The organism is Nonomuraea sp. bgisy101, assembly GCF_057708945.1.
Map to the genome: position 1 here is coordinate 156,675 of NZ_JBYITD010000009.1, position 20,385 is coordinate 177,059.

At 70.5% G+C, this 20,385-nt stretch carries 19 protein-coding genes and 1 pseudogene; 6 read left to right on the forward strand and 14 right to left on the reverse strand.

What is annotated here, in order from left to right; all coding sequences use genetic code 11:
* Positions 1–95: 95 nt before the first annotated feature.
* Positions 96–467, forward strand: a complete 372-nt coding sequence (locus AC3EO4_RS18925) for a DUF3817 domain-containing protein (protein ID WP_431896862.1) — start codon at positions 96–98, stop codon at positions 465–467.
* On the opposite strand, the gene AC3EO4_RS18930 is transcribed toward AC3EO4_RS18925, so the two are convergent.
* From AC3EO4_RS18930 to AC3EO4_RS18940, 3 genes are all read right to left on the reverse strand, one after another.
* On the reverse strand, positions 425–1,156 hold the full coding sequence (locus AC3EO4_RS18930; protein WP_379572470.1) for a GNAT family N-acetyltransferase: 732 nt from the start codon (positions 1,154–1,156) through the stop codon (positions 425–427). The genes AC3EO4_RS18925 and AC3EO4_RS18930 overlap by 43 nt on opposite strands.
* On the reverse strand, positions 1,153–2,583 hold the full coding sequence (gene purB, locus AC3EO4_RS18935) for an adenylosuccinate lyase (RefSeq protein WP_379572471.1): 1,431 nt from the start codon (positions 2,581–2,583) through the stop codon (positions 1,153–1,155). Before purB ends, AC3EO4_RS18930 begins: the two co-directional genes overlap by 4 nt.
* 139 nt (positions 2,584–2,722) lie before the next feature.
* Positions 2,723–5,902, reverse strand: coding sequence for an efflux RND transporter permease subunit (locus AC3EO4_RS18940; RefSeq protein ID WP_431896863.1), 3,180 nt, complete (start codon positions 5,900–5,902; stop codon positions 2,723–2,725).
* A gap of 111 nt (positions 5,903–6,013) precedes the next feature.
* Here AC3EO4_RS18940 and AC3EO4_RS18945 point away from each other — a divergent pair, with 111 nt between their 5' ends.
* A complete protein-coding gene (locus AC3EO4_RS18945) occupies positions 6,014–6,529 on the forward strand; it encodes a MarR family winged helix-turn-helix transcriptional regulator (RefSeq protein ID WP_431896864.1) in 516 nt (171 codons plus the stop codon).
* Here the strand turns inward: AC3EO4_RS18945 and AC3EO4_RS18950 are convergent.
* Positions 6,496–6,867: a MerR family transcriptional regulator gene (locus AC3EO4_RS18950; protein ID WP_379572474.1), complete on the reverse strand. Its 372-nt coding sequence runs from the start codon at positions 6,865–6,867 to the stop codon at positions 6,496–6,498. The two genes, AC3EO4_RS18945 and AC3EO4_RS18950, sit on opposite strands and share 34 nt — an antisense overlap.
* Positions 6,868–6,922: 55 nt before the next feature.
* Between AC3EO4_RS18950 and AC3EO4_RS18955 the strand changes: the two genes are divergently transcribed.
* Entirely contained in the window at positions 6,923–8,116 is a 1,194-nt protein-coding gene (locus AC3EO4_RS18955) for an MFS transporter (protein ID WP_431896865.1), read from the forward strand.
* A complete protein-coding gene (locus tag AC3EO4_RS18960; protein WP_431896866.1) occupies positions 8,113–8,892 on the forward strand; it encodes a GNAT family N-acetyltransferase in 780 nt (259 codons plus the stop codon). The genes AC3EO4_RS18955 and AC3EO4_RS18960 overlap by 4 nt, the downstream gene beginning before the upstream one ends.
* 43 nt (positions 8,893–8,935) lie before the next feature.
* Here the strand turns inward: AC3EO4_RS18960 and AC3EO4_RS18965 are convergent, their stop codons facing one another.
* From AC3EO4_RS18965 to AC3EO4_RS19010, 10 genes and pseudogenes are all read right to left on the reverse strand, one after another.
* The gene (locus AC3EO4_RS18965; protein WP_431896867.1) at positions 8,936–11,215 is read right to left on the reverse strand and encodes a HelD family protein; all 2,280 of its coding nucleotides are present in this window, start codon (positions 11,213–11,215) and stop codon (positions 8,936–8,938) included.
* Between the two features lie 268 nt (positions 11,216–11,483).
* Complete coding sequence (locus AC3EO4_RS18970) at positions 11,484–12,275, reverse strand: VOC family protein (RefSeq protein WP_431896982.1); 792 nt, start codon at positions 12,273–12,275, stop codon at positions 11,484–11,486.
* Positions 12,263–13,270, reverse strand: a complete 1,008-nt coding sequence (locus AC3EO4_RS18975) for a 3-hydroxyacyl-CoA dehydrogenase NAD-binding domain-containing protein (RefSeq protein WP_379572478.1) — start codon at positions 13,268–13,270, stop codon at positions 12,263–12,265. The genes AC3EO4_RS18970 and AC3EO4_RS18975 overlap by 13 nt, the downstream gene beginning before the upstream one ends.
* A complete protein-coding gene (gene kce, locus AC3EO4_RS18980; protein ID WP_379572479.1) occupies positions 13,257–14,186 on the reverse strand; it encodes a 3,5-dioxohexanoate:acetyl-CoA acetone transferase in 930 nt (309 codons plus the stop codon). The genes AC3EO4_RS18975 and kce overlap by 14 nt, the downstream gene beginning before the upstream one ends.
* A gap of 10 nt (positions 14,187–14,196) precedes the next feature.
* Entirely contained in the window at positions 14,197–15,384 is a 1,188-nt protein-coding gene (locus tag AC3EO4_RS18985; protein WP_431896869.1) for an aromatic ring-hydroxylating oxygenase subunit alpha, read from the reverse strand.
* A 79-nt stretch (positions 15,385–15,463) separates the two neighbouring features.
* A complete protein-coding gene (locus tag AC3EO4_RS18990) occupies positions 15,464–16,057 on the reverse strand; it encodes a TetR/AcrR family transcriptional regulator (RefSeq protein WP_431896870.1) in 594 nt (197 codons plus the stop codon).
* Positions 16,058–16,185: 128 nt separating this feature from the next.
* Positions 16,186–16,785, reverse strand: a complete 600-nt coding sequence (locus AC3EO4_RS18995) for a dihydrofolate reductase family protein (protein ID WP_431896872.1) — start codon at positions 16,783–16,785, stop codon at positions 16,186–16,188.
* A complete protein-coding gene (locus AC3EO4_RS19000; protein ID WP_431896874.1) occupies positions 16,778–17,656 on the reverse strand; it encodes a metalloregulator ArsR/SmtB family transcription factor in 879 nt (292 codons plus the stop codon). Before AC3EO4_RS19000 ends, AC3EO4_RS18995 begins: the two co-directional genes overlap by 8 nt.
* A gap of 341 nt (positions 17,657–17,997) precedes the next feature.
* Positions 17,998–18,432, reverse strand: coding sequence for an imine reductase family protein (locus AC3EO4_RS19005; protein WP_379572559.1), 435 nt, complete (start codon positions 18,430–18,432; stop codon positions 17,998–18,000).
* Positions 18,418–18,876: pseudogene (locus AC3EO4_RS19010) on the reverse strand (NAD(P)-dependent oxidoreductase); the annotation flags it as partial. The pseudogene AC3EO4_RS19010 and the gene AC3EO4_RS19005, both read right to left, overlap by 15 nt.
* A 99-nt stretch (positions 18,877–18,975) precedes the next feature.
* Here AC3EO4_RS19010 and AC3EO4_RS19015 point away from each other — a divergent pair.
* Positions 18,976–20,046: a GlxA family transcriptional regulator gene (locus tag AC3EO4_RS19015; protein ID WP_431896876.1), complete on the forward strand. Its 1,071-nt coding sequence runs from the start codon at positions 18,976–18,978 to the stop codon at positions 20,044–20,046.
* Positions 20,043–20,384, forward strand: a complete 342-nt coding sequence (locus tag AC3EO4_RS19020) for a YciI family protein (protein WP_379572485.1) — start codon at positions 20,043–20,045, stop codon at positions 20,382–20,384. The genes AC3EO4_RS19015 and AC3EO4_RS19020 overlap by 4 nt, the downstream gene beginning before the upstream one ends.
* The last annotated feature ends 1 nt before the right edge of the window (position 20,385 follow it).

Sequence of the window (20,385 nt, forward strand, 5' to 3'; positions counted from 1 at the left end):
CCCGCCGACCAGCCCGCACACCGCCCGAAGGGGCGCCCCACCCTGCCGTTAGGCTGGCTCGCGGTCAACCGACAACCCAGCGAAAGGGCATAGTTGTGCTGCGCCTGTTCCGTGCCGTCGCCATCGCCGAGGCCTTCTCCTGGGCCGGCCTGCTGGTCGGCATGTACGTCAAGTACATCGCCCAGGCCGGCGAGGTGGGGGTGAAGGTGTTCGGGCCGATCCACGGCGGCCTGTTCCTGCTGTACGTGGCCGCCGTCGTGCTGGCCAGCCGCGAGCGCGGCTGGTCGCGCTCCACCATCGTGGTGGGCCTGGCGTGCGCGGTGCCGCCGTTCGCGACGATCTGGTTCGAGCGCCGCCGGATGCGCCACGAACGCGCCGCCCAGCCCACCGCCCAGCCCACCGCCCAGCCCACGGTGCAGGGTGCTCAGCCCGACACGGCCGCCACCGCCACCGGCCGCCGGCGGTAGCCGAGCGCCGAGTACAGGCCCAGCGCGGCGGCATTGTCGTCATCGACCATCAACGCCGCCCTGCCGTGCGCGGCCACCAGCCGCCCGCTGACCCACCGGCACACCCGCCCCGCCAGCCCCCTGCCGCGCAGCCCCGAGGCCGTGGCCACCCCCGCCATGAACCCGACCGTCGGCGCGCTCCAGGCATCGGCGGCGACCGCCGCCAACGCCCCCTCCACCCGCGCCCCGGCCCACCTGGCCACACCCGGCCTGCCGGGAGCGGCGTAGGAGTCGGGCGCGTTGGCCGCCAGCAACCGGGTGATCTCGCCGTCGAAAGCGCCCTCCAGCCACGACACCCCGTCACTGGGACCGATCGGCAGATGATCCAGGCTCATCCAGGAGAACGCGGCCACCCGCCGCAGCCCCTCCACCCGTCCGGCCACCTGCTCGATCAGCTCCGCATCACCGAAAGGCCGGAACGTCGGGCCCGACTCGGCCAGCGCGTGCCGTAACAGATCGGCCGCATCGGCCGGATCCCCCCACACCGCGATCCGATCGCGGCGGCAGACGTCGGACGCCGCGGCCAGCACCGCCCCGCCGCCCGCCCACGCCCGCGCCCCGCCCGACAAGCCCTGCGCCACCCACACCACGAGATCGTCGTCGCCGCAGGCCTGCGCGACCTGCCGCGCGGTCCGAAGCTCGTAGATCACAGGATGGCGCCGGGAGCGTAGGCGGCCGCGTGCGGATAGCGCGCCACGATCCGCCCCACCTGCTCGCAGACCGCCTCCACCTGGCCGGAAGCCGCACCGGTGAAGGAGACCCGGTCGGCCAGCAGCCCGTCCAGCTGCGCCCGGTCCAACGGGAAACGCTCATCGGCCGCCAGCCGCTCCAGCAACGCGTTGGCCGCCCCCTGCGAGCGCATCGCCAGCGCCGACGCCACCGCGTGCTCCTTGATCAGTTCGTGCGCCTGCTCACGGCCCACTCCCGCACGCACGGCCGCCATCAGCATCTTCGTCGTCGCCAGGAACGGCAGATACCGGTCCAGCTCCGCCGACACGACCGCAGGGAAGGCGCCGAACTCGGCCAGCACCGTCAGCATCGTCTCCATCAGACCGTCGAAGGCGAAGAACGCATCCGGCAACGCCACCCGGCGCACCACCGAACACGACACATCGCCCTCGTTCCACTGGTCACCGGCCAGCTCGGCCGTCATCGACGCATAGCCTCGCAGAATCACCGTCAGGCCGTTGACCCGCTCGCACGAGCGGGTGTTCATCTTGTGCGGCATCGCCGACGAGCCGACCTGCCCCTCCTGGAACCCCTCGGTGACCAGCTCATGCCCCGCCATCAGCCTGATCGTCTTGGCCAGCGAGCTCGGCGCCGCCGCCAGCTGCACCAAAGCGGTGACCACCTCGAAGTCGAGCGAACGCGGATAGACCTGCCCGACACTGGTGAAACGCCGCTCGAAGCCCAGATGAGCGGCCACCCGCTCCTCCAGCGCCGCCAGCTTGTCACGATCGCCGCCGAGCAGATCCAGCATGTCCTGGGCCGTGCCCACCGGACCCTTGATGCCACGCAGCGGATAGCGGGCGATCAGCTCCTCCAGCCTGGCGAAGGCCACCAGCAGCTCATCGGCCGCCGTCGCGAACCGCTTGCCCAGCGTCGTCGCCTGCGCGGCGACATTGTGCGAACGACCCGCCATCACCATCGACTCATGCTGCTCGGCCAGCCCCGCCAGCCTCGCCAGCAGCGCCACCACACGCTCGCGCACCAGCAGCAGACTGTCGCGGATCTGCAACTGCTCCACGTTCTCGGTCAGGTCACGCGAGGTCATGCCCTTGTGGACGTGCTCGTGCCCGGCCAGCGCGTTGAACTCCTCGATGCGGGCCTTCACATCGTGCCTGGTCGTCCGCTCCCGCTCGGCGATGGAGGCCAGATCGACGTTCTCCAGCACCTTCTCGTAGTCGTCGACGGCCTGCCCCGGCACCGCCACCCCCAGCTCGGCCTGCGCCTTCAACACCGCCAGCCACAACCGCCGCTCGGCGACGACCTTCGACTCGGGAGACCACAGGCGAGCCAGCTCGGCGGAGGCGTAGCGGGCGGCCAGAACGTTCGGGATGCGCGGCTTGGAAGTCACGTTGCCCCAGTGTATTGGCCCACCCGCCCCCGCCGTGTCAGCGGGGTCACACCGCAGGACGCCGCCACCCACCCGACCACGCGAACGCCTGGGCGGCCACCGACCTCATCGCCGGCAGCCGCCCACGGCCACACCCCGGCTAGGCGGGCGCGCCCACCTTCTCCTCGGCCGGAACCGCCGCCGCAGGCCCACCCCGGCGCAGCCGCTCCTTGGTCCGCTCCACCATCGTGTACAGCGTCGGCACCAGCACCAGCGTCAGCAGCGTCGAAGAGATCAGCCCGCCGATCACCACGATCGCCAGCGGCTGCGAGATGAACCCGCCAGAACCCGTCACCCCCAGCGCCATCGGCGTCAGCGCGCAGATCGTCGCCACCGCCGTCATCAGGATCGGCCGCAGCCTGCGCCTGCCGCCCTCGATCACCGCCTCCACCACACCCAGGCCCTGATCCCGGTACTGGTTGATCAGGTCGATCAGCACGATCGCGTTCGTCACCACGATCCCGATCAGCATCAGCATGCCGATCAGCGCCGGAACACCCATCGGCGTACCGGTCACCAGCAGCAGCCCCAGCGCGCCCGTGGCCGCGAACGGCACCGACACCAGCAGGATCAGCGGCTGCACGAAACTCCGGAACGTCGCCACCATGATCATGAACACGATCGCGATCGCCGCCAGCATCGCCACACCCAGATCAGCGAAGGCGTCGGCCTGGTCGGCCGACACACCGCCGATGGTGAAGGACGCGCCCGCCGGCAACGCCAGCCCGTCCAGCTTCGTCGTCAACGCCTGGGTGAGGCTGCCCAGATCGCTGGCCGAAGCCTTGGCCGACACCGTCGCCGACCGCTCACCGTCGATCCTGGTGATCTGCGTCGGCCCGTCCACCTGCGACACCTTGGCCACCTGCGACACCTTCACCGCGCCGACCTTGAGCTTCTCCACCTCCTCGACATCCTCAGGCGCGTCACCGGAGCGCAGGATCAGATCACTGGAGAGGCCGTCCAAGGTCAGCTGACCCAACGCAGCGCCACGGAAGGCCTGCGCCACCACCTGCCCGACCTGCGCCTCACTGACGCCCTTCTCCGCCGCCTTCTTCCTGTCGACGACGACCTCGATCCGCGGCGCGCTCGACTCCAGGTTGGAGGAGACATCCCGCAACCCCGGCACCTGACCGACCGACTGCGCCACCTGCTCGGCCGCACGAGCCAACGTCTCAGCATCCGGCGCCTGCACGATCACGTCGATGGAGTCGGAGCCGAAACCGCCGCCCTGCCCGCCGACGGTCACCTCCCCGATGTCCGACAGGCCCTTCAGCTCCCCACGCAGCCGCTCCTCCACCGCCGCGCTGTCGGCGCCCTCGGCCACCGTCACCGAGTAGGAGGCCCGGTCGGCGCCGCCGCCCGCCCCACCACGCATGGCATTGCCGCCACCCACGTTGACCTGGTACGACTCCACACCGTCCAGACCCGCCAACACCTTCTCCACCTGCTTGGCCGCCGCGTCCGTGACCGCCAGATCCGTGCCCGCCGGCATCTTCTGGCTCACCGAGATCGTGTCCTGACCGGAGGAGTCGATGAAGTTGGTCTCCAGCCTGCCCGCCAGCCCCATCGTGCCCGCGAACACCACCACCCCGATCAGCAGCGTCACCAGCCGCCTGCGCGTGGCGAAACGCAACACCGGCAGATACATCCGCTGCAGCGGGCTGCGCAGCTCCTTGGCCTCGGCCGCCTCCCGCACCGCCCGCACCTGCTCCGGCTCCAACGCCGGCGCCTTCAAGAACCAGTAGGCCAGCACCGGGATCACCGTCAGCGACACCAGCAGCGAGGCCAGCAACGCCACCGTCACCGTCATCGCGAACGGCGCGAACAACTCGCCCACCATGCCGCCCACGAACGCGATCGGCGCGAACACCGCCACCGTCGTCAGCGTCGAGGCCGTCACGGCCCCCGACACCTCCCGCACCGCCGCCGTCACCGCGGTCCGCTTCGGCTCGCCGTAGCCGAGATGACGCTTGATGTTCTCCAGCACCACGATCGAGTCGTCGACCACCCGCCCCACCGCGATCGTCAACGCGCCCAGCGTCAGCATGTTCAGCGAGTAGTCGCCCGCCCACAACGCGATCAGCGCGATCACCACCGACAGCGGGATCGACACCGCCGTCACCAGCGTCGAGCGCACCGACAGCAGGAACACCAGGATCACCAGCACCGCGAAGGCCAGCCCCAGCAGACCCTCGGTCGTCAGATCCTCGATCGAGCGCTCCACGTACGGCGCCTGGTCGAAGATGACCGTCGCCTTCGCACCGAGCGCCGACTCCATCGCCGGCAGCTTCTCCCGTACGGCATGCGAGATCGCCACCGCGTTGCCGTCCGGCGTCATCGTCACCGACACACCCAGGCTCGGCTCACCGTTGGTACGCGTCAGCGTCGTCGCATCGCTCTTGCGCCGCTCCACCTCGGCCACCTCGCCGAGCTTGACCGGCTTGGGCGGCTTCGGGGCGGCCTGCACCGGCGCCTGACCCTGACCGGGCGGCATCCCCCTGCCCTGCGCCTGCGCCGGGACAGCGGACTGCGCGGGCGCGGCCGGCACCAGATACAGGTCCTTCAACGCCTGAACCGACTCGATCCGCGAGCCCACCTGCACCGTCAGCGCCTTGCCCGACTCGTTCAACGTGCCCGCCGGCACCGGAGTCCCGTTCGCCTTCAGCACCTCGGGAATCTGCGCCGCCGACACGCCCTTCTTGGCCATCTTCTTGGCATCGGGCGTGATCACCACCGTCTCGTCCCTGGCGCCGGTGACCTCCGCCTCACGGACCCCGTCGATGCCCTGCAGCTCCGGCACCATGACCCGGCCCAGCTTGTCGGCCATCGCCCGCTCGTCGCCACCGTCTCCCACCGCCAGCACCAGCACCGGGATGTCGTCGGTGTTGCCCGCCACCACCTGAGGATCGACGCCGTCGGGCAACTGCGCCCTGATCCTGCCGACCGCCGTCTGCATCGTGGCCACCGACTCCTCGATGTCGGTGCCGTAGGCGAAGGAGACCTGAACCTGCGCCAGACCCTCCTTCGACGTCGAGGTCATCTCCTCCAGACCGTCGATACCGGAGAAGGAGTCCTCGATCGGCTTGGTGACCAGGTCCTCCACGATCTCGGGAGAGGCCCCGGGGTAGGACGCGATGACGAACGCGCCGGGGAACGACAGCGACGGCAGCAACTGCTGCTTCAGCTGAGGGATCGTGAAGGCGCCGAACGCGCTCAACACGATCGCCACCAATATGACGAGACTGCGGTTGGCAAGGCTCAACCGGGCCAGAGCTGTCATCCGGGTCCTCACAGGGCAAGCGGCAAAGAATTCGCCCAAGACTAACACTTTGCCTTGAACGAATATTTAGCCACATGCGCCTTTCCTGATAACCTTCTCAGGAAGCGAGAGGTGAGAGTGGACCACGAACGCGACGACCTGATCCGACAGATCAGCGACACCCAACGCGCCCTCGGCCGCGTCTTTGCGCAGGACCGATCCTCACCCCTGTTCAGCTCCAACCTCACCATGCGCCAGCTCAAAGTCGTCATCCTGCTGGCCTGCACCGGCTCCGCCTCAGGCCAGGACCTCGCCACCAACCTCGGCGTCGGCCTGGCCACCGTCACCGGCATCGTCGACCGACTCATCGGCCACGGCCTCGTCACCCGCCACGAAGACCCCCACGACCGCCGCGTCCGCCGCGTCGAACTCACCGACCAAGGCCGCGCCCTCGTCGAACAGATCAACGACGTCGGCCTGCGCCACTACCGGCGCATCATGCAACACCTCGACATCGACACCCTGCGCACCCTCGCCGACATCACCAACAAGATCGCCGACATCGCGGCCGAACTGCCCCCCTGGGACGACGACGACACCCAGCGCATCCCCGCTCAAACCGACCCAGGCCGCACCGCCGCCAGATAGGCCACCAACGCGTCCCTGTTACGCGACAAACAATCGATGCGCGCCTGAATCCGCCCCACCTCCGCCCGCAACAACCCCTCCAACTCCGCCGTCACACACGCCGGAGCCACATGAATCACCTCAGGCCCATCCAGGAACGGCAGAATCCGCCGGATGATCTCCGTCGTCAACCCCGAATCCAGCAATCCCCTGATCTGCTGCACCCGCACCACCGCCGCCTCGCCATACCAGCGATACCCGTTGTCCGAACGCTGCGGATCCAGCAAATCCTGCTCCTCGTAATACCGCAGCATCCGCGTCGGCACCCCGGTACGCCGCGACAACTCCCCGATCCGCACCACCGACCACCCCCTACTTGCCTTCACACTGATGTGAAGGTCCAACCATGGTCGCATGCCGGCCCCACTCCCACTCGGCGGACTCCTGGCCCTGTTCACGGCCGCCTTCACCGCCGTCATGACCGAACTCCTCCCCGCAGGACTCCTCCCCCAGATCAGCCACGACCTCCACACCACCCCCACCGCCACCGGCCTCTTGGTCACCGGCTACGCCATCACCTCCTGCGCCGCCGCCATCCCCGTCACCGCCGCCGTCCGCACCCTGCCCCGCCGCCCCGTCCTGCTCACCGTCCTGGCCGGATTCGCCGCCTTCAACCTCCTCACCGCCCTGTCCACCTCCTACCCCCTCACCTTCACCGCCCGCCTGCTCGCCGGCATCATGGGCGGCACCCTGTGGGCCATGCTCGTCGGCTACGCCACCCGCATGGTCCCCGCCACCCACCGCGGCCGCGCCATCGCCATCGTCTCCGCCGGCATCACCATCGCCCTGTGCGCCGGCATCCCCGCCGGCACCGCCCTGGCCCACACCCTCGGCTGGCGCACCACCTTCGCCGCCCTCGCCGCCCTCGCCCTCCTGCTCATGGCCTGGGTACGCCTCCGCGTCCCCGACTACCCCGGCGAAAACGCCGCCCACCGCCTGCCACTACGCCACGTCAGCCGCCTGCCCGGCATCAGACGCGTCCTCACCCTCACCCTCCTCGTCCTCCTCGCCCACCAGGCCACCTACACCTACATCGCCCCCTACGCCCAGCACACCGGCAACCGCACCGACCTGGCCCTGCTCGTCTTCGGCATCGCCACCGTCGCCGGCATCTGGATCACCGGCACCCTCATCGACCGCCACCCCCGCGCCACCCTCCAAGCCGCCATCGCCCTGCTCACCATCGCGATGCTCACCCTCGCCCTCCTGCCCGCCGCACTCCTGCCCGCCACCGCCCTGTGGGGAACCGCCTTCGGCGCCCTCCCCACCCTCCTGCAAGCAGCACTCGTCAACGCCTCAGGACCCGAACACGCCGACACCGCCACCTCCATGCAGACCACCGTCTACAACCTCGGCATCGCCGCGGGCTCCCTGACCGGCGGCCTCGTCCTGCAAGGCGCAGGACCGGCCGCACTGCCATGGACCACCCTGCTCATCGTCACCGCCACCTGGCTCATCCTCCCCTCACGCGCGCCCGACCCTCACCGACGACCCACCACCACACCCACCAGACCCGCACCCGAAAACCCTGCTGAAATAGCCCCATGAACCCCGAACACGTCCTCGCCCTGTACGACGACCAACTCCGCCGCCACGCCCAACCCGACGACCCCCACACCACCCTCGAACTCACCCACGGCGTCCTGCGCCAGACCAGCACCACCCACGGCTGGAACGGCGTCATCTGGTCCGACCTCGACCACACCACCGCCGACGCCGCCATCACCGCCCAACTCCGCCACTACGCCGGCCGCCCCTTCGAATGGAAGCTCTACGCCCACGACCAACCCACCGACCTCGGCCAACGCCTGCAGACCGCAGGCTCGACCCCCGAACCCACCGAAACCCTCATGGCCGCCGACACCCACGACCAGCCCACCACCATCGACCTGCCCGAAGGCGTCCACCTCCAGCCCGTCACCGACCCCACCGGCATCGACCTCATGCTGGAAGTCCACCGCCAGGCCTTCGGCACCAGCCCCACCCACCTCGGCCACCACCTGCGCACACAACTGGCCCAGGCACCCCACACCATCGCCGCCGTCGTCGCCATGGCAGGCCAACGCCCCGTCAGCGCCGCCCGCCTCACCCTCCACCCCGGCACCGACTTCGCCGGCCTCTGGAGCGGCGGCACCGCACCGGACTGGCGAGGACGCGGCATCTACCGCGCCCTGGTCGCCTACCGCGCCCGTATCGCGGCCGAACGCGGCTACCGCTACCTGCAGGTCGACGCCTCCGACGACAGCAGGCCCATCCTGGAGCGCCTCGGCTTCGTCCCGCTGACGACCACCACGCCGCACTTGTTCTTTGGTGAGAGTCTTTAGTCCTTCAATGGTGGGCGACCGAAGGTCGCCCCGCCCCACTCCTTTACAAAGTAGATTTCATACGTCCGAGAACCTCGGGCAGCACGTCCTCGTAGACGACGGTCAGCCGCCTGGTCGCCCTCGTCATCGCCACGTACAGGTCCCTGGCCGACTGGGCGAGGATCCCCGCGGGATCGACCACCACCACGGAGTCGAACTCCAGCCCCTTCGACCGCGTGACCGTCAGCACCACCACCGGCGCGTCGAGGTCGTCGCCTCCCGGCAGCAGCGCCGCCACCGCCGCGTGGACGGCGTCCGAGGCCACCACCCCGACCCTGCCCTCCCCGATCTCGCCGCGTTCTCGCTCCACCAGCGCCGCCACCTCATCCAGCCCCGCGCGCACCGCCAGCGGCCGCGCGCCGCCCCGCCGTACGGACTCGGGCGGCTGCAGGGCGGGATCGACGGCATGCAGGACGTCGGCGGCCACCTCCATGATCTCCACCGGCGTGCGGTAGTTGACCAGCAGCCGCTCCTCCCGCCAGCGGCCGGCCAGGTAGGGATCGAGCATCTCCCCCCACGAGCGCGCGCCCGCGGCCGAGCCGGTCTGGGCGACATCGCCCACCACCGTCAACGACAGGGCGGGCACCCTGCGCATGACCATGCGCCAGGCCATCGGTGACAGCTCCTGAGCCTCGTCGACGATCACGTGCCCGTACGCCCACGTGCGATCGGCCGCCGCCCTGTCGGCCGTCGTCAGCCCGTCGCCGTCGCCGCCGTGACGGTCGGCCAGCGCCGAGGCGTCCATCAGTTCCCTCTCCTCAAGGCCTGTGGCGACCAGCACCTCCCGCGCGTACAGAAGGGCCTCCGCGCGCTCCAGCTCCGCCTGCCGCGCCGCCGCCCTGGCCGCCGCGTCGTCCTCGCCCAGCAGCTCGGCCGCCTCGTCCAGCAGCGGCACGTCGCCGACGGTCCACGGGGCGCCGGCCGGCCGCAGCAGCAGCTCCCGGTCCAGGCCGGGGGCGGCCGAGGCGAGACGCTGCGGCGAGGACAGCAGCTCGCCGATCAGGCGCTGCGGCGTCAGGTTCGGCCACAGCTCCTCCAGTGCCGCCCGCACCTCGGGAAACGACCACAGCCGCTCGGCCTCGTAGGCGAGATCCTGCTCGGTGTAGGGCTCCTGCGCGGCCGGCAGCTCCCGCTCCAGCGCGGCGGCGTCCTCGGCCGGCAGGAAGTTCTCCAGCGCCAGCGACTCCTCCAGCCCGTCGAGCAGGTCGCGGGCCAGCTCCCTCAGCAGCTCGGTGACCATCAGCTTGCGGGCCATGTTGTGCGGCAGCCGTACCGCGCGCGCCCTGTCCCTGATGCTCGCGCACCTGTCGTGCGCCACCCGCAGCGGCGTGCCGTCCACCTCGATCACCAGGTCGCCGTCGGGCACCCGCTGCCGATCCCGTACGGCCGCCGCCACCACCCCCGCCATCCGCACATCTCCCTTGACCACGGCCGCCGCCGGCGGATCGACGGCCTCGGCCCGCACGCCAGGGAACAGCTCGCCCACCGTGGCCATCACCACCTGCGTCTCGCCCAGCGCGGGCAGCACCTGCTCGATGTAGCGCAGGAACATGCTGTTGGGACCGACGACCAGCACACCGCGCCGTTCCAGCGTGTCGCGGTGGGCGTACAGCAGGTAGGCGGCCCTGTGCAGCGCCGCCACCGTCTTGCCCGTGCCCGGGCCGCCCTGCACCACCAGCGCCCCCTGCAGACCCGAGCGGATCACCCTGTCCTGCTCGGTCTGGATGGTGGCCACCACATCGCCCATCCGGCCGGTACGGCCCCGCCGCAGCGCCGCCATCAGCGCCGCCTCGCCCACCAGCGTGCGCCTGTCCCCGTCGCTCATCCGCTCCAGATCGAACACCTCGTCGTCCAGGCCCACGACGGTGCGCTCCTTCAGATGCAGGTGACGACGGCGCACCAGCGCCCCCGGTTCGCCGGGCGTGGCGACGTAGAAGGGCCTGGCGGCCGCGGCCCGCCAGTCGATCAGCACCGACTCGTGCTCCTCGTCGCGCAGCCCGATGCGGCCGATGTAGGTGGTGACACCCTCCTGGTCGTCGATCCTGCCGAAGCACAGGCCCCGCTCCACCCCCGAAAGCCGGGACAGGCGGCGGGCCTGCTCGGCGGCGGCGACCTCGCGCTCGACCCTGCCCTGGACGTTCGCCACCGCGCCGCCGCTCCCGAACACCTCCCGCAGCGCCTGCTCGGCCCGCCGCCTGGCGGCGTCGAGCCTGCCGTAGAGCATCGTGACGCGCTCCTGCTCGGTCCTGATGGCCTCAGTCACTCCATCTTGACGAATCGACATGCGACTGTTATCCTCCAGATGTAGAGGTTTAGCAGCCTCTATTTGGCGTGCCTAATCTTGAGAGCTTACACGACATGTGGCTCACGTCACGCCGATTCCCCATGACGCGGTTTCTGTTTCCGCCGCGGCACGAACGCTCCCCAAGAAGCCGGCCGCCGCCGACATCGGCCCTCCCCCGGCCGTGCCCGCACCCTGCTGTCCGCGAACGCCTGGCCCGACCTCCACCAGTCGTGTCCACCCGCCACCAGGGCCGTCCCGCCTTCGAGCATCAGGGGTGGAGCACGCCCGGGCCCAGCCGGGCGGGACCGATCGCGATGCCGCCGGCGGGACCGCCGCGCAGGCTCATGCCGGTCACGCCCGGGCGGTCCGAGGCGTGTACCCGGACCGATCCGCCGGGCCACGACAGCTCCAGCGCTGAGTCGATCTCAGTCGCCCGAGCCCCCAGCAGGTCCCCGAAGACGAGCCGGGAGAACGCGAGGTCCGTCGACGCCAGGTGCGTGGCCCCCAGCCGCGCGACCGCTCCCGGTGCCGTCTGCCACAGCCGGGTCCACCAGTGCGGCTCCGTGGCGCCCCGGGAGCCGGGGAAGTCCTCGACGTCACGGGTACGGCTCGACAACAGCTGCTCGACCGGCGGGTAGCTCCGGTCGGACTGCGCGAGCTGGATGACGACACCGTGCCTGTCGTCGGGCGCGATGAACGCCTCGCGCCACGGCGGGTGGTCGTGGTCCTCGCCCACGACGGTCAGGCCGAGCGCGCGGGCGTGCACCACCGTCGCGCGCAGGTCCGCTACGACGAAGGTCAGGTGATGGGGACCCTCGCCGCGGGCGCCCAGGAAGCGGGTGAGGAACCCCTCGCCCCTTGGCTCCAGCAGCTCCAGCCTCGCCCCGTCGTCGGCGGTGCCGATGTGCAGCAGGAGGTACCTGAACTGCGCGAGCTGCTCACCGAAGATCGGGGTCGCGCCCAGCTCGCGCCGCAGCCGCCGCGCCCAGGCCATCGCGTCGTGGACGGCGAACGAGGTGTGGTCGAGGGCTACGCCGTGGTCGAAGGCTACGCCGGCGATGGCGGGGCTCCTTTCACGCGCCCCGCAGCCACGATCGCCGCCACGATCATGGCGTCGCGCTGCGCCGCCAAGGCGTCGAGGTCGCCGGACCCGGCGGCCGCCAGCCCGTCGACCAGCCGGGCCGCGGTGGCCTCGTCCAGACGGGGGTGCCCCAGGTCGTCCCACCAGCGGTTGAAGCTGTCGGCGTACCGCTCGCAGAAGGCGGCAAGGCCTCCCTCGCCGGCGCCGAGGTGGAACAGTGTCGTCGGCCCCCAGGCGGCCCAGCGCAGACCCGGCCCGGACGAGATGGCGGTGTCGATGTCGTCCACGGATGCCACGCCCTCGTTGACGAGGTGGATGACCTCTCGCCACAGGGCGGCTTGCAGCCGGTTGGCGACGTGGCCGGGGACTTCCCGTTTGACCTCGATCGTGACCTTGCCGACGGACTCGTAGAAGCCGCGGGTCCGCTCGACCACGCCGGCGCCTGTCCGCTCGTTGCCCATGACCTCGACGAGGGGGATCAGATGCGGCGGGTTGAACGGGTGACCGAGGACGAACCGGTCCGGGCGCTCCCAACCGGCCTGCAGTTCGGTGAGGGTCAGGCCGGATGCCGACGACGCCACGATGGCACCTTCGGCAAGGGCGGGTTCGATCTCGGCGTACAGCCGGTGCTTGAGGTCGATCCGCTCGGGCACGCTCTCCTGGACGAACTGGGCGTCGGCTACCGCCGTCCGCGCGTCCGCGCACACGAGCAGCTCACCTTCCGGCTCGGCCCTGGTCGCCAGGCCGAGCTCGATCAGGGCCGGCCATGCCGCTTGCACCGCGCGGCGGACCCGCTTCTCCGCGGCCGGATCGGGATCGAACAGCGTGACCGACTTGCCCGCGGCCAGGAACAGGGCGGTCCAGCTCTGGCCGATCACCCCGCCGCCGAGCAGGGCGACACGGGCGACCTCGATGGGCGACGGGGCGCGCCCGGAAGGGGACAGGTCAGAAGGCGACAGGTCAGAAGGCGACATGGTCGGCTCCCTTGAGACCGAGCCGCTGCCGGGCCTGTGCCGGGGTGGCGACCTCGTGCCCGAGCGCCTCGACGATGCCGCGGATCTTGCGTACCTGGCCGGCGTTCGACGTCGTGAGCTCGCCAGGTCCGATGAACAGGCTGTCCTCCATGCCCACCCGCAGGTTGCCGCCGAGCATGGCGGCCTGCGTCGCGAACGGCATCTGGTGGCGTCCGGCGGCGAGCACCGACCACTCGTAGCTGTCCCCGAACAGCCTGTCGGCCACCGTGTGCATGTGCTGGAGGTTGTCGAGGTCCGCACCGACACCGCCGAGCACGCCGAAGACCATCTGCACGAAGAAGGGCGGCTCGAGCCAGTCCTGGTCGATGAGCCAGGCCAGGTTGTAGAGGTGGCCGAGGTCGTAGCACTCGAACTCGAACCTGGTCCCGTGGCCGTGGCCGAGTTCCTTCACGACGTACTCCAGGTCGGCGAAGGTGTTCTTGAAGATGAAGTCGCGCGTCATCTCCAGGAAGGCCGGCTCCCAGTCGTGCTTCCACTGCGTGTACTTCTGCAGCATCGGGAAGATGCCGAAGTTCATCGAGCCGACGTTCAGCGATGCCATTTCCGGGGAGGTCGCGACGGCGGCCCGGAGCCGCTCCTCGCGGGTCATACCGAGGCCTCCGCCGGTCGAGACGTTCAGGACGGCGTCGCAGGCGTCCTTGATCTTCGGCATGAAGTCCAGGAACAGCTCGGGTCGCGGGTCGGGGCGGCCGGTCTCGGGGTCGCGGGCGTGCAGGTGAATGATCGCCGCTCCCGCTTCGGCGGCCTCGATGGCCGCGGCGGCGATCTCGTCCGGCGTCACCGGCAGGTGCGGTGACATCGTCGGCGTGTGAATGCCGCCGGTGGGTGCGCAGGTGATGATGACGGGCCTGGACATGGCCGTTCCTCTAGGCGGTGAGCGTGGGGACGGCGTCCCCGTGATCGTGCTCGGCGGTGACCCCTTCCACCCACGACCGGTAGGCGTCGAGGACGAGGCCGTGGAAGTGATGCACGCCGTGCTCGGACAGCCCTGAGCCGGACGGGTCGTACACGATGCGGCCCTGGTCGAAGGCCGGGGTGCCCATGCCCCGCTGGACGCTCTCCACCAGCGCGATGTCCTGCTGCTGAAGCACCTCGTCGATGTACCGCACCGACTGCACCTCGGCGTCCTCGAGCTCGGCCGTCTCGAAGTAGAAGTCCCAGGTCTCCAGGGTCCGGTCGGGACCGGCGGGAACGACCTGGAAGACCATGAAGTTGCCGCGCCCGGGGTAGCGCAGCAGGCAGGTGTTGGGCCACAGCCACCACACCGCGTGCTGCGTGACCGACGCGCCCGAGACGTCGTACGCCGCGTTCTCGTGCTTGCCGGCCTCGGCGAAGTGGCTCGACCAGATGCCGTGGGTCTTCACCTCGTAGGTGTCCATGTCGACGAGGTCGACGAACTCCTTGTGGGCGATGTGGCAGTGGTAGCACTCCAGGAAGTTGTCGATGACGTTCTTCCAGTTGGACGCGACGTCGTAGGTCAACCGCTTGGCGTGGGTCAGTCCGCTCACGTCGGGGGCCCATCTGGCGATGTCGGCCGCCAGATCCCCGGCCTGCTCGCCCAAGGGAGCGGCGCCCGGGTCCAGGTTCACGTAGACGAAGCCACCGAACTCCTCCACCGACACCTGGTCGAGACAGATCTCGTTCTTGTCGAAGGTCTCCATCCTGTCGGCGCGACGAGCCGCCTTCAGCTGCCCGTCGAGGCCGTAGGTCCACGCGTGGTAGGGGCAGACGATGTTGCGCGTGGTGCCGGAGCCCGTGAGCAGCTCGTGGGCGCGGTGCTTGCAGACGTTGTAGAACGCGCGCAGCGCTCCTTCACGATCGCGGACGATCGCGATCGGCATGCCGGCCACGGTGGCCGACACGTAGCTGCCCGGCGACTCGAGCTCCTCCCCGTGGCAGATCCACTGCCAGGTGCGGGCGAAGATCGCCCGGACGTCGACCTCGAGCCATCGCGGGTCCGTGTACGCCTCCGACCGCAGCGACATCGATCGTTCGGGGTCCTTGTGGAACCCGGTGCCGACGCGGCGTACGTCGTCCGTCGTGACTGGTGCCATGGTGGGAGCATACGAGCCTTTGAACGATCGTTCAATGCATTTCTGGACGTTCGTTCAAATTCGCCCGTCGTGTGACCGGTCAGTCGGCGAGTGCGATCTCCTCGCAGCGAGTGACGCTCCTGCTGATCGAGGCGCGGTCGAGCCCCAGCAGGGCCGTGAGCCACAAGCCGTTCTGGATGACGTCGATGTCGGCGGCCCGCTTGCCGCACTCGCCGCGCGACAACTCGGGGCGGGCCGCACGGATGAGGGCGGCCAGCCCCTCGCGGTACCGTTTCTGGGCCACCGTGTTGATGCGCTCGAAGTCCTCGTGGGCCTGGGCGAGCGCCCAGAGCTGAAGTCGCAGGGACAGGTACTCCGTCGTCAGGAACTCCGGGTCGGCCACCCGCTTCAGCGCGGCACGCAGCCGCTCTTCCGGTTCCAGGGTGAGGTCCGGCTCCACCATCGCGATGTCCTGCTCCTCGATGCGGTGCAGGGCCGCACGGATCAGGCTCGTCTTGTCCTCGTAGTAGTAGTTCACCAACCCCAGCGAGACCCCGGCCTCACGCGCGACGGCACGCATGCTGACCCCGGATATGCCCTGCAGGGACAGGAGCCGAAGCACCGCCTCGAGGATCCGCGCCTGCCGGTCGACTTTCTCATCGGCGTCCATCGCGCGCACGGATCTCGAACTCACATCCACAACCTTAGTAGCGGCAGGATGCTCGCGTGAGCGGCATGCCGCGGCTCGCACACCGGTGACATGTGACCTCCGGGGCTTCGAGCCGGGCCCGCCTCGCCGGCTGAGCGCGCAGTCCGGCCGGCTCAGCGGGCTCGATCGTAGACCATGGCGATCTCGCCGAGCGCGCCGGTCTCCTGGTGGGTCAGCGTCCACGTCGTAGCCGGAAGACCGTCGTCGAACAGTCGCTGCCCGCCCCCGGCGATCTCGGGGAAGATCATGAGGTACAGCCGGTCGACGAGGTCCGCCGACAGGAGCGGCTTGATGAGGCTCGGGCTGCTGTTGACGAGGATGTCGCCCTCGCCGGTGGCCTTGAGTGCGGCGACGACGTCCGCGGCGGGGGCGTTCACCACGCGGGTGCGTTCCCACGGCGCTTCGGCCAAGGTGGTCGACAAGACCACCTTTTCCGTGTCGACCAGCCACTTGGCGTATCCGCGATCCCGCGGATCGGCGTTCTCGTCTTCGGCGACCGAGGGCCAGTAGCCCATGAATCCCTCTGCGTTGAGCCGGCCGAGCACCGCCGTCGTCGCGCTCTCCCAGATGCGGGTCATGTGGTCGCGCGCGACGTCGGTGGTCACGTACGGGGCGAACGCCGCGAAATCGCCGGGCCCGCCGGGACCGTTGTAACGCCCGTCGAGGGTGAGGGCCAGGTTCGCGGTCACCCTGCGGCCGGTCGAGTCAGTCATTGCGTGCTCCCTCATCGGTGTCGTGCTCGGTGTCGTCGATGCTGTCGGCGCTGGAGGAATCCGCGGCGAGGGTCGCCGCGAGCTTGTCGAGGCTCTGGCCGAAGCCGATCTCGATGCCCGCGACGAAGTCGGCGGACTCGATGGTGCTGTCGGTGATCCGGAAGTGGACGTCGAGGTCCGTGCCGGTGCCGGTGGGCCGGAGGCCGAGGTCGAGGTGGGCGGTGAAGGCGGGGCCTCCGTCGGCAAGCAGCGGGGAGAGCCGGTAGGCGAGGCGCTCGCCGGGGCGTACGTCGTCGACGACCCCCTGCGCGCGCCCGGCGACCAGGTCGGAGCCGTCGGCGTCCTCGGCATCGCGGTACTCGTGGACGATCCGCCCGCCAGGTCGCGCCTCGAAGACGAGCTCGGAGACGCGCAGGTCGTCCGGCGTCCACCATCGGGCCAGCAGTGAGGTCTCGGTCAGGTGGCGCCAGACCAGCTCGGGGCGCACCGTCAGCGACCGGTGGAAGGTGAACGAGCGGCCGTCGGCCCACCCCTGCTCGTTGGCGGCGAGCCGCTCCGCGTGGAGGCTGAGCCCGTAACGGTCGTAGGTCTCGCGCGGGCCGCCGGCCCGGTCGGCGGTGTCGGCGAGCCGGCTGAGCGCGGCCGCCAGCTCCCGCAGCGGTCCGGGACGGAGCGCGTAGATGCGGCGCTGGCCGGTGCGCTGGGAGGTGACGACTCCGGCGCGCTCAAGGCCCTGCAGGTGCTTGGTCGTCTGCGGCTGGCGCGCCTCGGCGAGCTGGGCCAGGACGCCGACCGGCCGGGGCCGCTCGGCCAACAGGCTCACGAGCCGCCAGCGGGCCGGGTCGGCCAGTGCGGTGAGGAGTGCGTCCATGGGGAAAAGTATTCGCCATGACGAATATTCGTGTCAAGGAATATTTAGGGTTCGGATCGGGCGGGCGCGTGGCGGCCGGGCTCGGCGGCCCAGCCGCCACAGAACCGCTCGCCCAGGCCGCGACGACCGCATCACAGGGGAGCCGCGCTGTTCGTGGAGATCGCCGCCGGTCATGCGGGACATGCTCCCGCCCGGCCGGCCGGGCGGGAGCATGGTGAAGATCTTGGCGCTGGTCGAGACGCCGCGTTCAGGGGGCCGGGTTTCAGGCCGACGCCCTCCCTGCCGCGGCTGCATCCCCCTCGACTGCCCCGAACCCGTCTACCGCCCGCTGAGCGGCTTCCTCACTCCTGGACGGGGTTGCGCAGCACCTCGACGAGGCTGGCGAAGCTGTCCGAGCCGTGCCCAGCCGCCCTGGCCCGCAGCATGGCCGCCTTCAGCAGTTCGGGCAGCGCGTTGTCGACGCCACGCTCGTGCGCGGCGTGGATGAGGTGGTCGATCGCGGCGATCTGCACGTCCACCGTCGCGTCGTCGCCCGGGTAGCGGCCCTCGTCCACCTGCCCCGCGTACCTGGTCAGGAACCCCGCCACCGCACCCATCCAGCGGATCGCGACCGGCGTGAACGCCGTGGCCTCGATCTTGTCCGCGCCGACCACCGCCGTGCCGTGCAGCCAGCCGGTCATCGTCGCCCACATCAGGCCCAGCAGCGCCGCGTCGTACAGCGAGGCCGTACCGGGGTCCTCGCCCAGGTGAACGGGGTCGCCCAGCGCCGCCAGGATGCTGCGGCGCGACTCGAAGACCTCGGGGGAGCCGCTGTAGAGGAACATCATCTCCTGGCTGCCGACACCCGGCGGCGTCGTCATGATGGCGCCGTCGAGGTAGCCGACGCCGTGCGAACGCGCCCAGCCGTCCATCCGGCGTGCCTGCTCCGGCGATCCGGAGGTGAGGTTGACCAGTTGCCTGCCCGCCAGCGAGCCGGCGACGGGGTCCAGCACGCCGTACAGCGCGTCATAGTCCAGGACGCAGGCGATCACGACGTCGGCGGCCTCGACCGCCTCCCGCGCCGTCGCCGCCTCCTTCGCGCCCCGCGCCACCAGCGCCCCCGCCCTGCCCGCCGAACGGTTCCACACCGTCGTCTCCACGCCCTTGTCCAGCAGGGCGGCGGCCAGCGCCGACCCCATCGAGCCCAGTCCGATCACGGTCACCCGCATGTCACAACACTCCTCAAATCGTCTGTCCGATCCACGGTCTCAGCGGGTGCCGGGCGGAGACAGTGACAGCGGTGACGCTCTCCGCCAAATTCCTGCCATACGCTGGAGCCCATGGGTGCCGGATCCGTCGCGGTGGTCGTGACCGAGGACATCGGGGTCCCCTCGTGGGACCTGTACGAGCTGAGCATCCCGTGCACGGTCTTCGGCAAACCGCAGCCCGACCTGGCCGACCCCTGGTACGACCTGCGGCTGTGCGGCACGGGGGGCGGCGACCACCCGGGGCCCGCCGTGGCGGGGCTGGCGCTGCGCACGCCCTACGGGCTCGACGACCTCGCGGGCGCCGACACCGTCATCGTCCCGTCGGTGCCCGACGCCTGCGTCGAGGACGGCGCGCCGCTGCCTCCCGCGCTGATCGCCGCCCTGCGCCGCGCCTACGACGCCGGCGCCCGCATGGTGTCGCTGTGCACCGGCGCCTTCGCCCTGGCCGAGGCGGGCCTGCTGGACGGGCGTCGCGCCACCGCCCACTGGATGCACACCGCGCAGCTGGCCGAGCGCTACCCGAAGGTACGGGTCGACGACTCGGTGCTGTACGTCGACGACGGCGACGTGCTGACCAGCGCCGGGCTCACCGCGGGCCTCGACCTGTGCCTGCACCTCGTACGGCGCGACCTCGGCGCGCACGTCGCCAACCAGCTGGCCCGCCGCATGGTCGTGCCGGCCCACCGCCCCGGCGGCCAGGCCCAGTTCATCGACCTGTCGGTGCCCACCACCGACGACGAGGGCATGGCTCCGGTGCTGGAATGGGCCAGCGCCCGCCTCGACCAGCCACTCACCGTCGAGGAACTGGCCCGGCAGGCCGCGATGAGCCCGCGCACCTTCTACCGCCGCCTGCAGGCCGCCACCGGGATGACACCGTTGCAGTGGCTGCTCAACCAGCGCCTGGGCAGGGCCCAGAGCCTGCTGGAGCAGACCGACCTGCCGATCGAGAAGGTGGGCGAACTGAGCGGCCTGGGGACGGCCAACAATCTTCGCCACCACTTCCTCAAACAGGTCGGGGTCTCACCGAGCGACTACCGGCGGGCCTTTCCCCGCACGAATGAGCAGATTCTCCGGAGCGGGGTGTCGATCCGGAGGCAGGCCGTTCGTGTAGAGGGTGACAAGACACCCGGGAGGCCATCATGAAGCAGTACCTGCTCAGCATCTACCAGCCCGACGGCGACCCGCCCGCGCCCGACGACCTGGCGGCGATCATGCGTGACGTCGACGCCTGGGACAGCGAGCTCAAGGCCGCGGGCGCGTGGGTGTTCACCGGACGCCTGCACCCCGCGGACACGGCCACCGTGGTGCGGCCCAAGGACGGCGAGCTCCTGCTGACCGACGGGCCGTACACCGAGGGCAAGGAGCACATCGGCGGCTTCGTCGTCATCCAGGCGCCCGACCTCGACGCGGCACTCGAATGGGCACGCAAGGCCGGCCTGGCCACCACCCTGCCGATCGAGGTCCGCCCGCTCCAGGACTGAC

Bases quoted from the DNA above. Each gene is read 5' to 3' on its own strand.
- AC3EO4_RS18940 (WP_431896863.1), bottom strand. From the start codon at position 5,902: ATGACAGCTCTGGCCCGGTTGAGCCTTGCCAACCGCAGTCTCGTCATA.
- AC3EO4_RS18975 (WP_379572478.1), bottom strand. From the start codon at position 13,270: ATGTCGCCTTCTGACCTGTCGCCTTCTGACCTGTCCCCTTCCGGGCGC.
- AC3EO4_RS19015 (WP_431896876.1), top strand. From the start codon at position 18,976: ATGGGTGCCGGATCCGTCGCGGTGGTCGTGACCGAGGACATCGGGGTC.
- AC3EO4_RS18955 (WP_431896865.1), top strand. From the start codon at position 6,923: ATGCCGGCCCCACTCCCACTCGGCGGACTCCTGGCCCTGTTCACGGCC.
- kce (WP_379572479.1), bottom strand. From the start codon at position 14,186: ATGTCCAGGCCCGTCATCATCACCTGCGCACCCACCGGCGGCATTCAC.
- AC3EO4_RS19020 (WP_379572485.1), top strand. From the start codon at position 20,043: ATGAAGCAGTACCTGCTCAGCATCTACCAGCCCGACGGCGACCCGCCC.
- AC3EO4_RS18985 (WP_431896869.1), bottom strand. From the start codon at position 15,384: ATGGCACCAGTCACGACGGACGACGTACGCCGCGTCGGCACCGGGTTC.
- AC3EO4_RS19000 (WP_431896874.1), bottom strand. From the start codon at position 17,656: ATGGACGCACTCCTCACCGCACTGGCCGACCCGGCCCGCTGGCGGCTC.
- AC3EO4_RS18995 (WP_431896872.1), bottom strand. From the start codon at position 16,785: ATGACTGACTCGACCGGCCGCAGGGTGACCGCGAACCTGGCCCTCACC.
- AC3EO4_RS18960 (WP_431896866.1), top strand. From the start codon at position 8,113: ATGAACCCCGAACACGTCCTCGCCCTGTACGACGACCAACTCCGCCGC.
- AC3EO4_RS18965 (WP_431896867.1), bottom strand. From the start codon at position 11,215: ATGTCGATTCGTCAAGATGGAGTGACTGAGGCCATCAGGACCGAGCAG.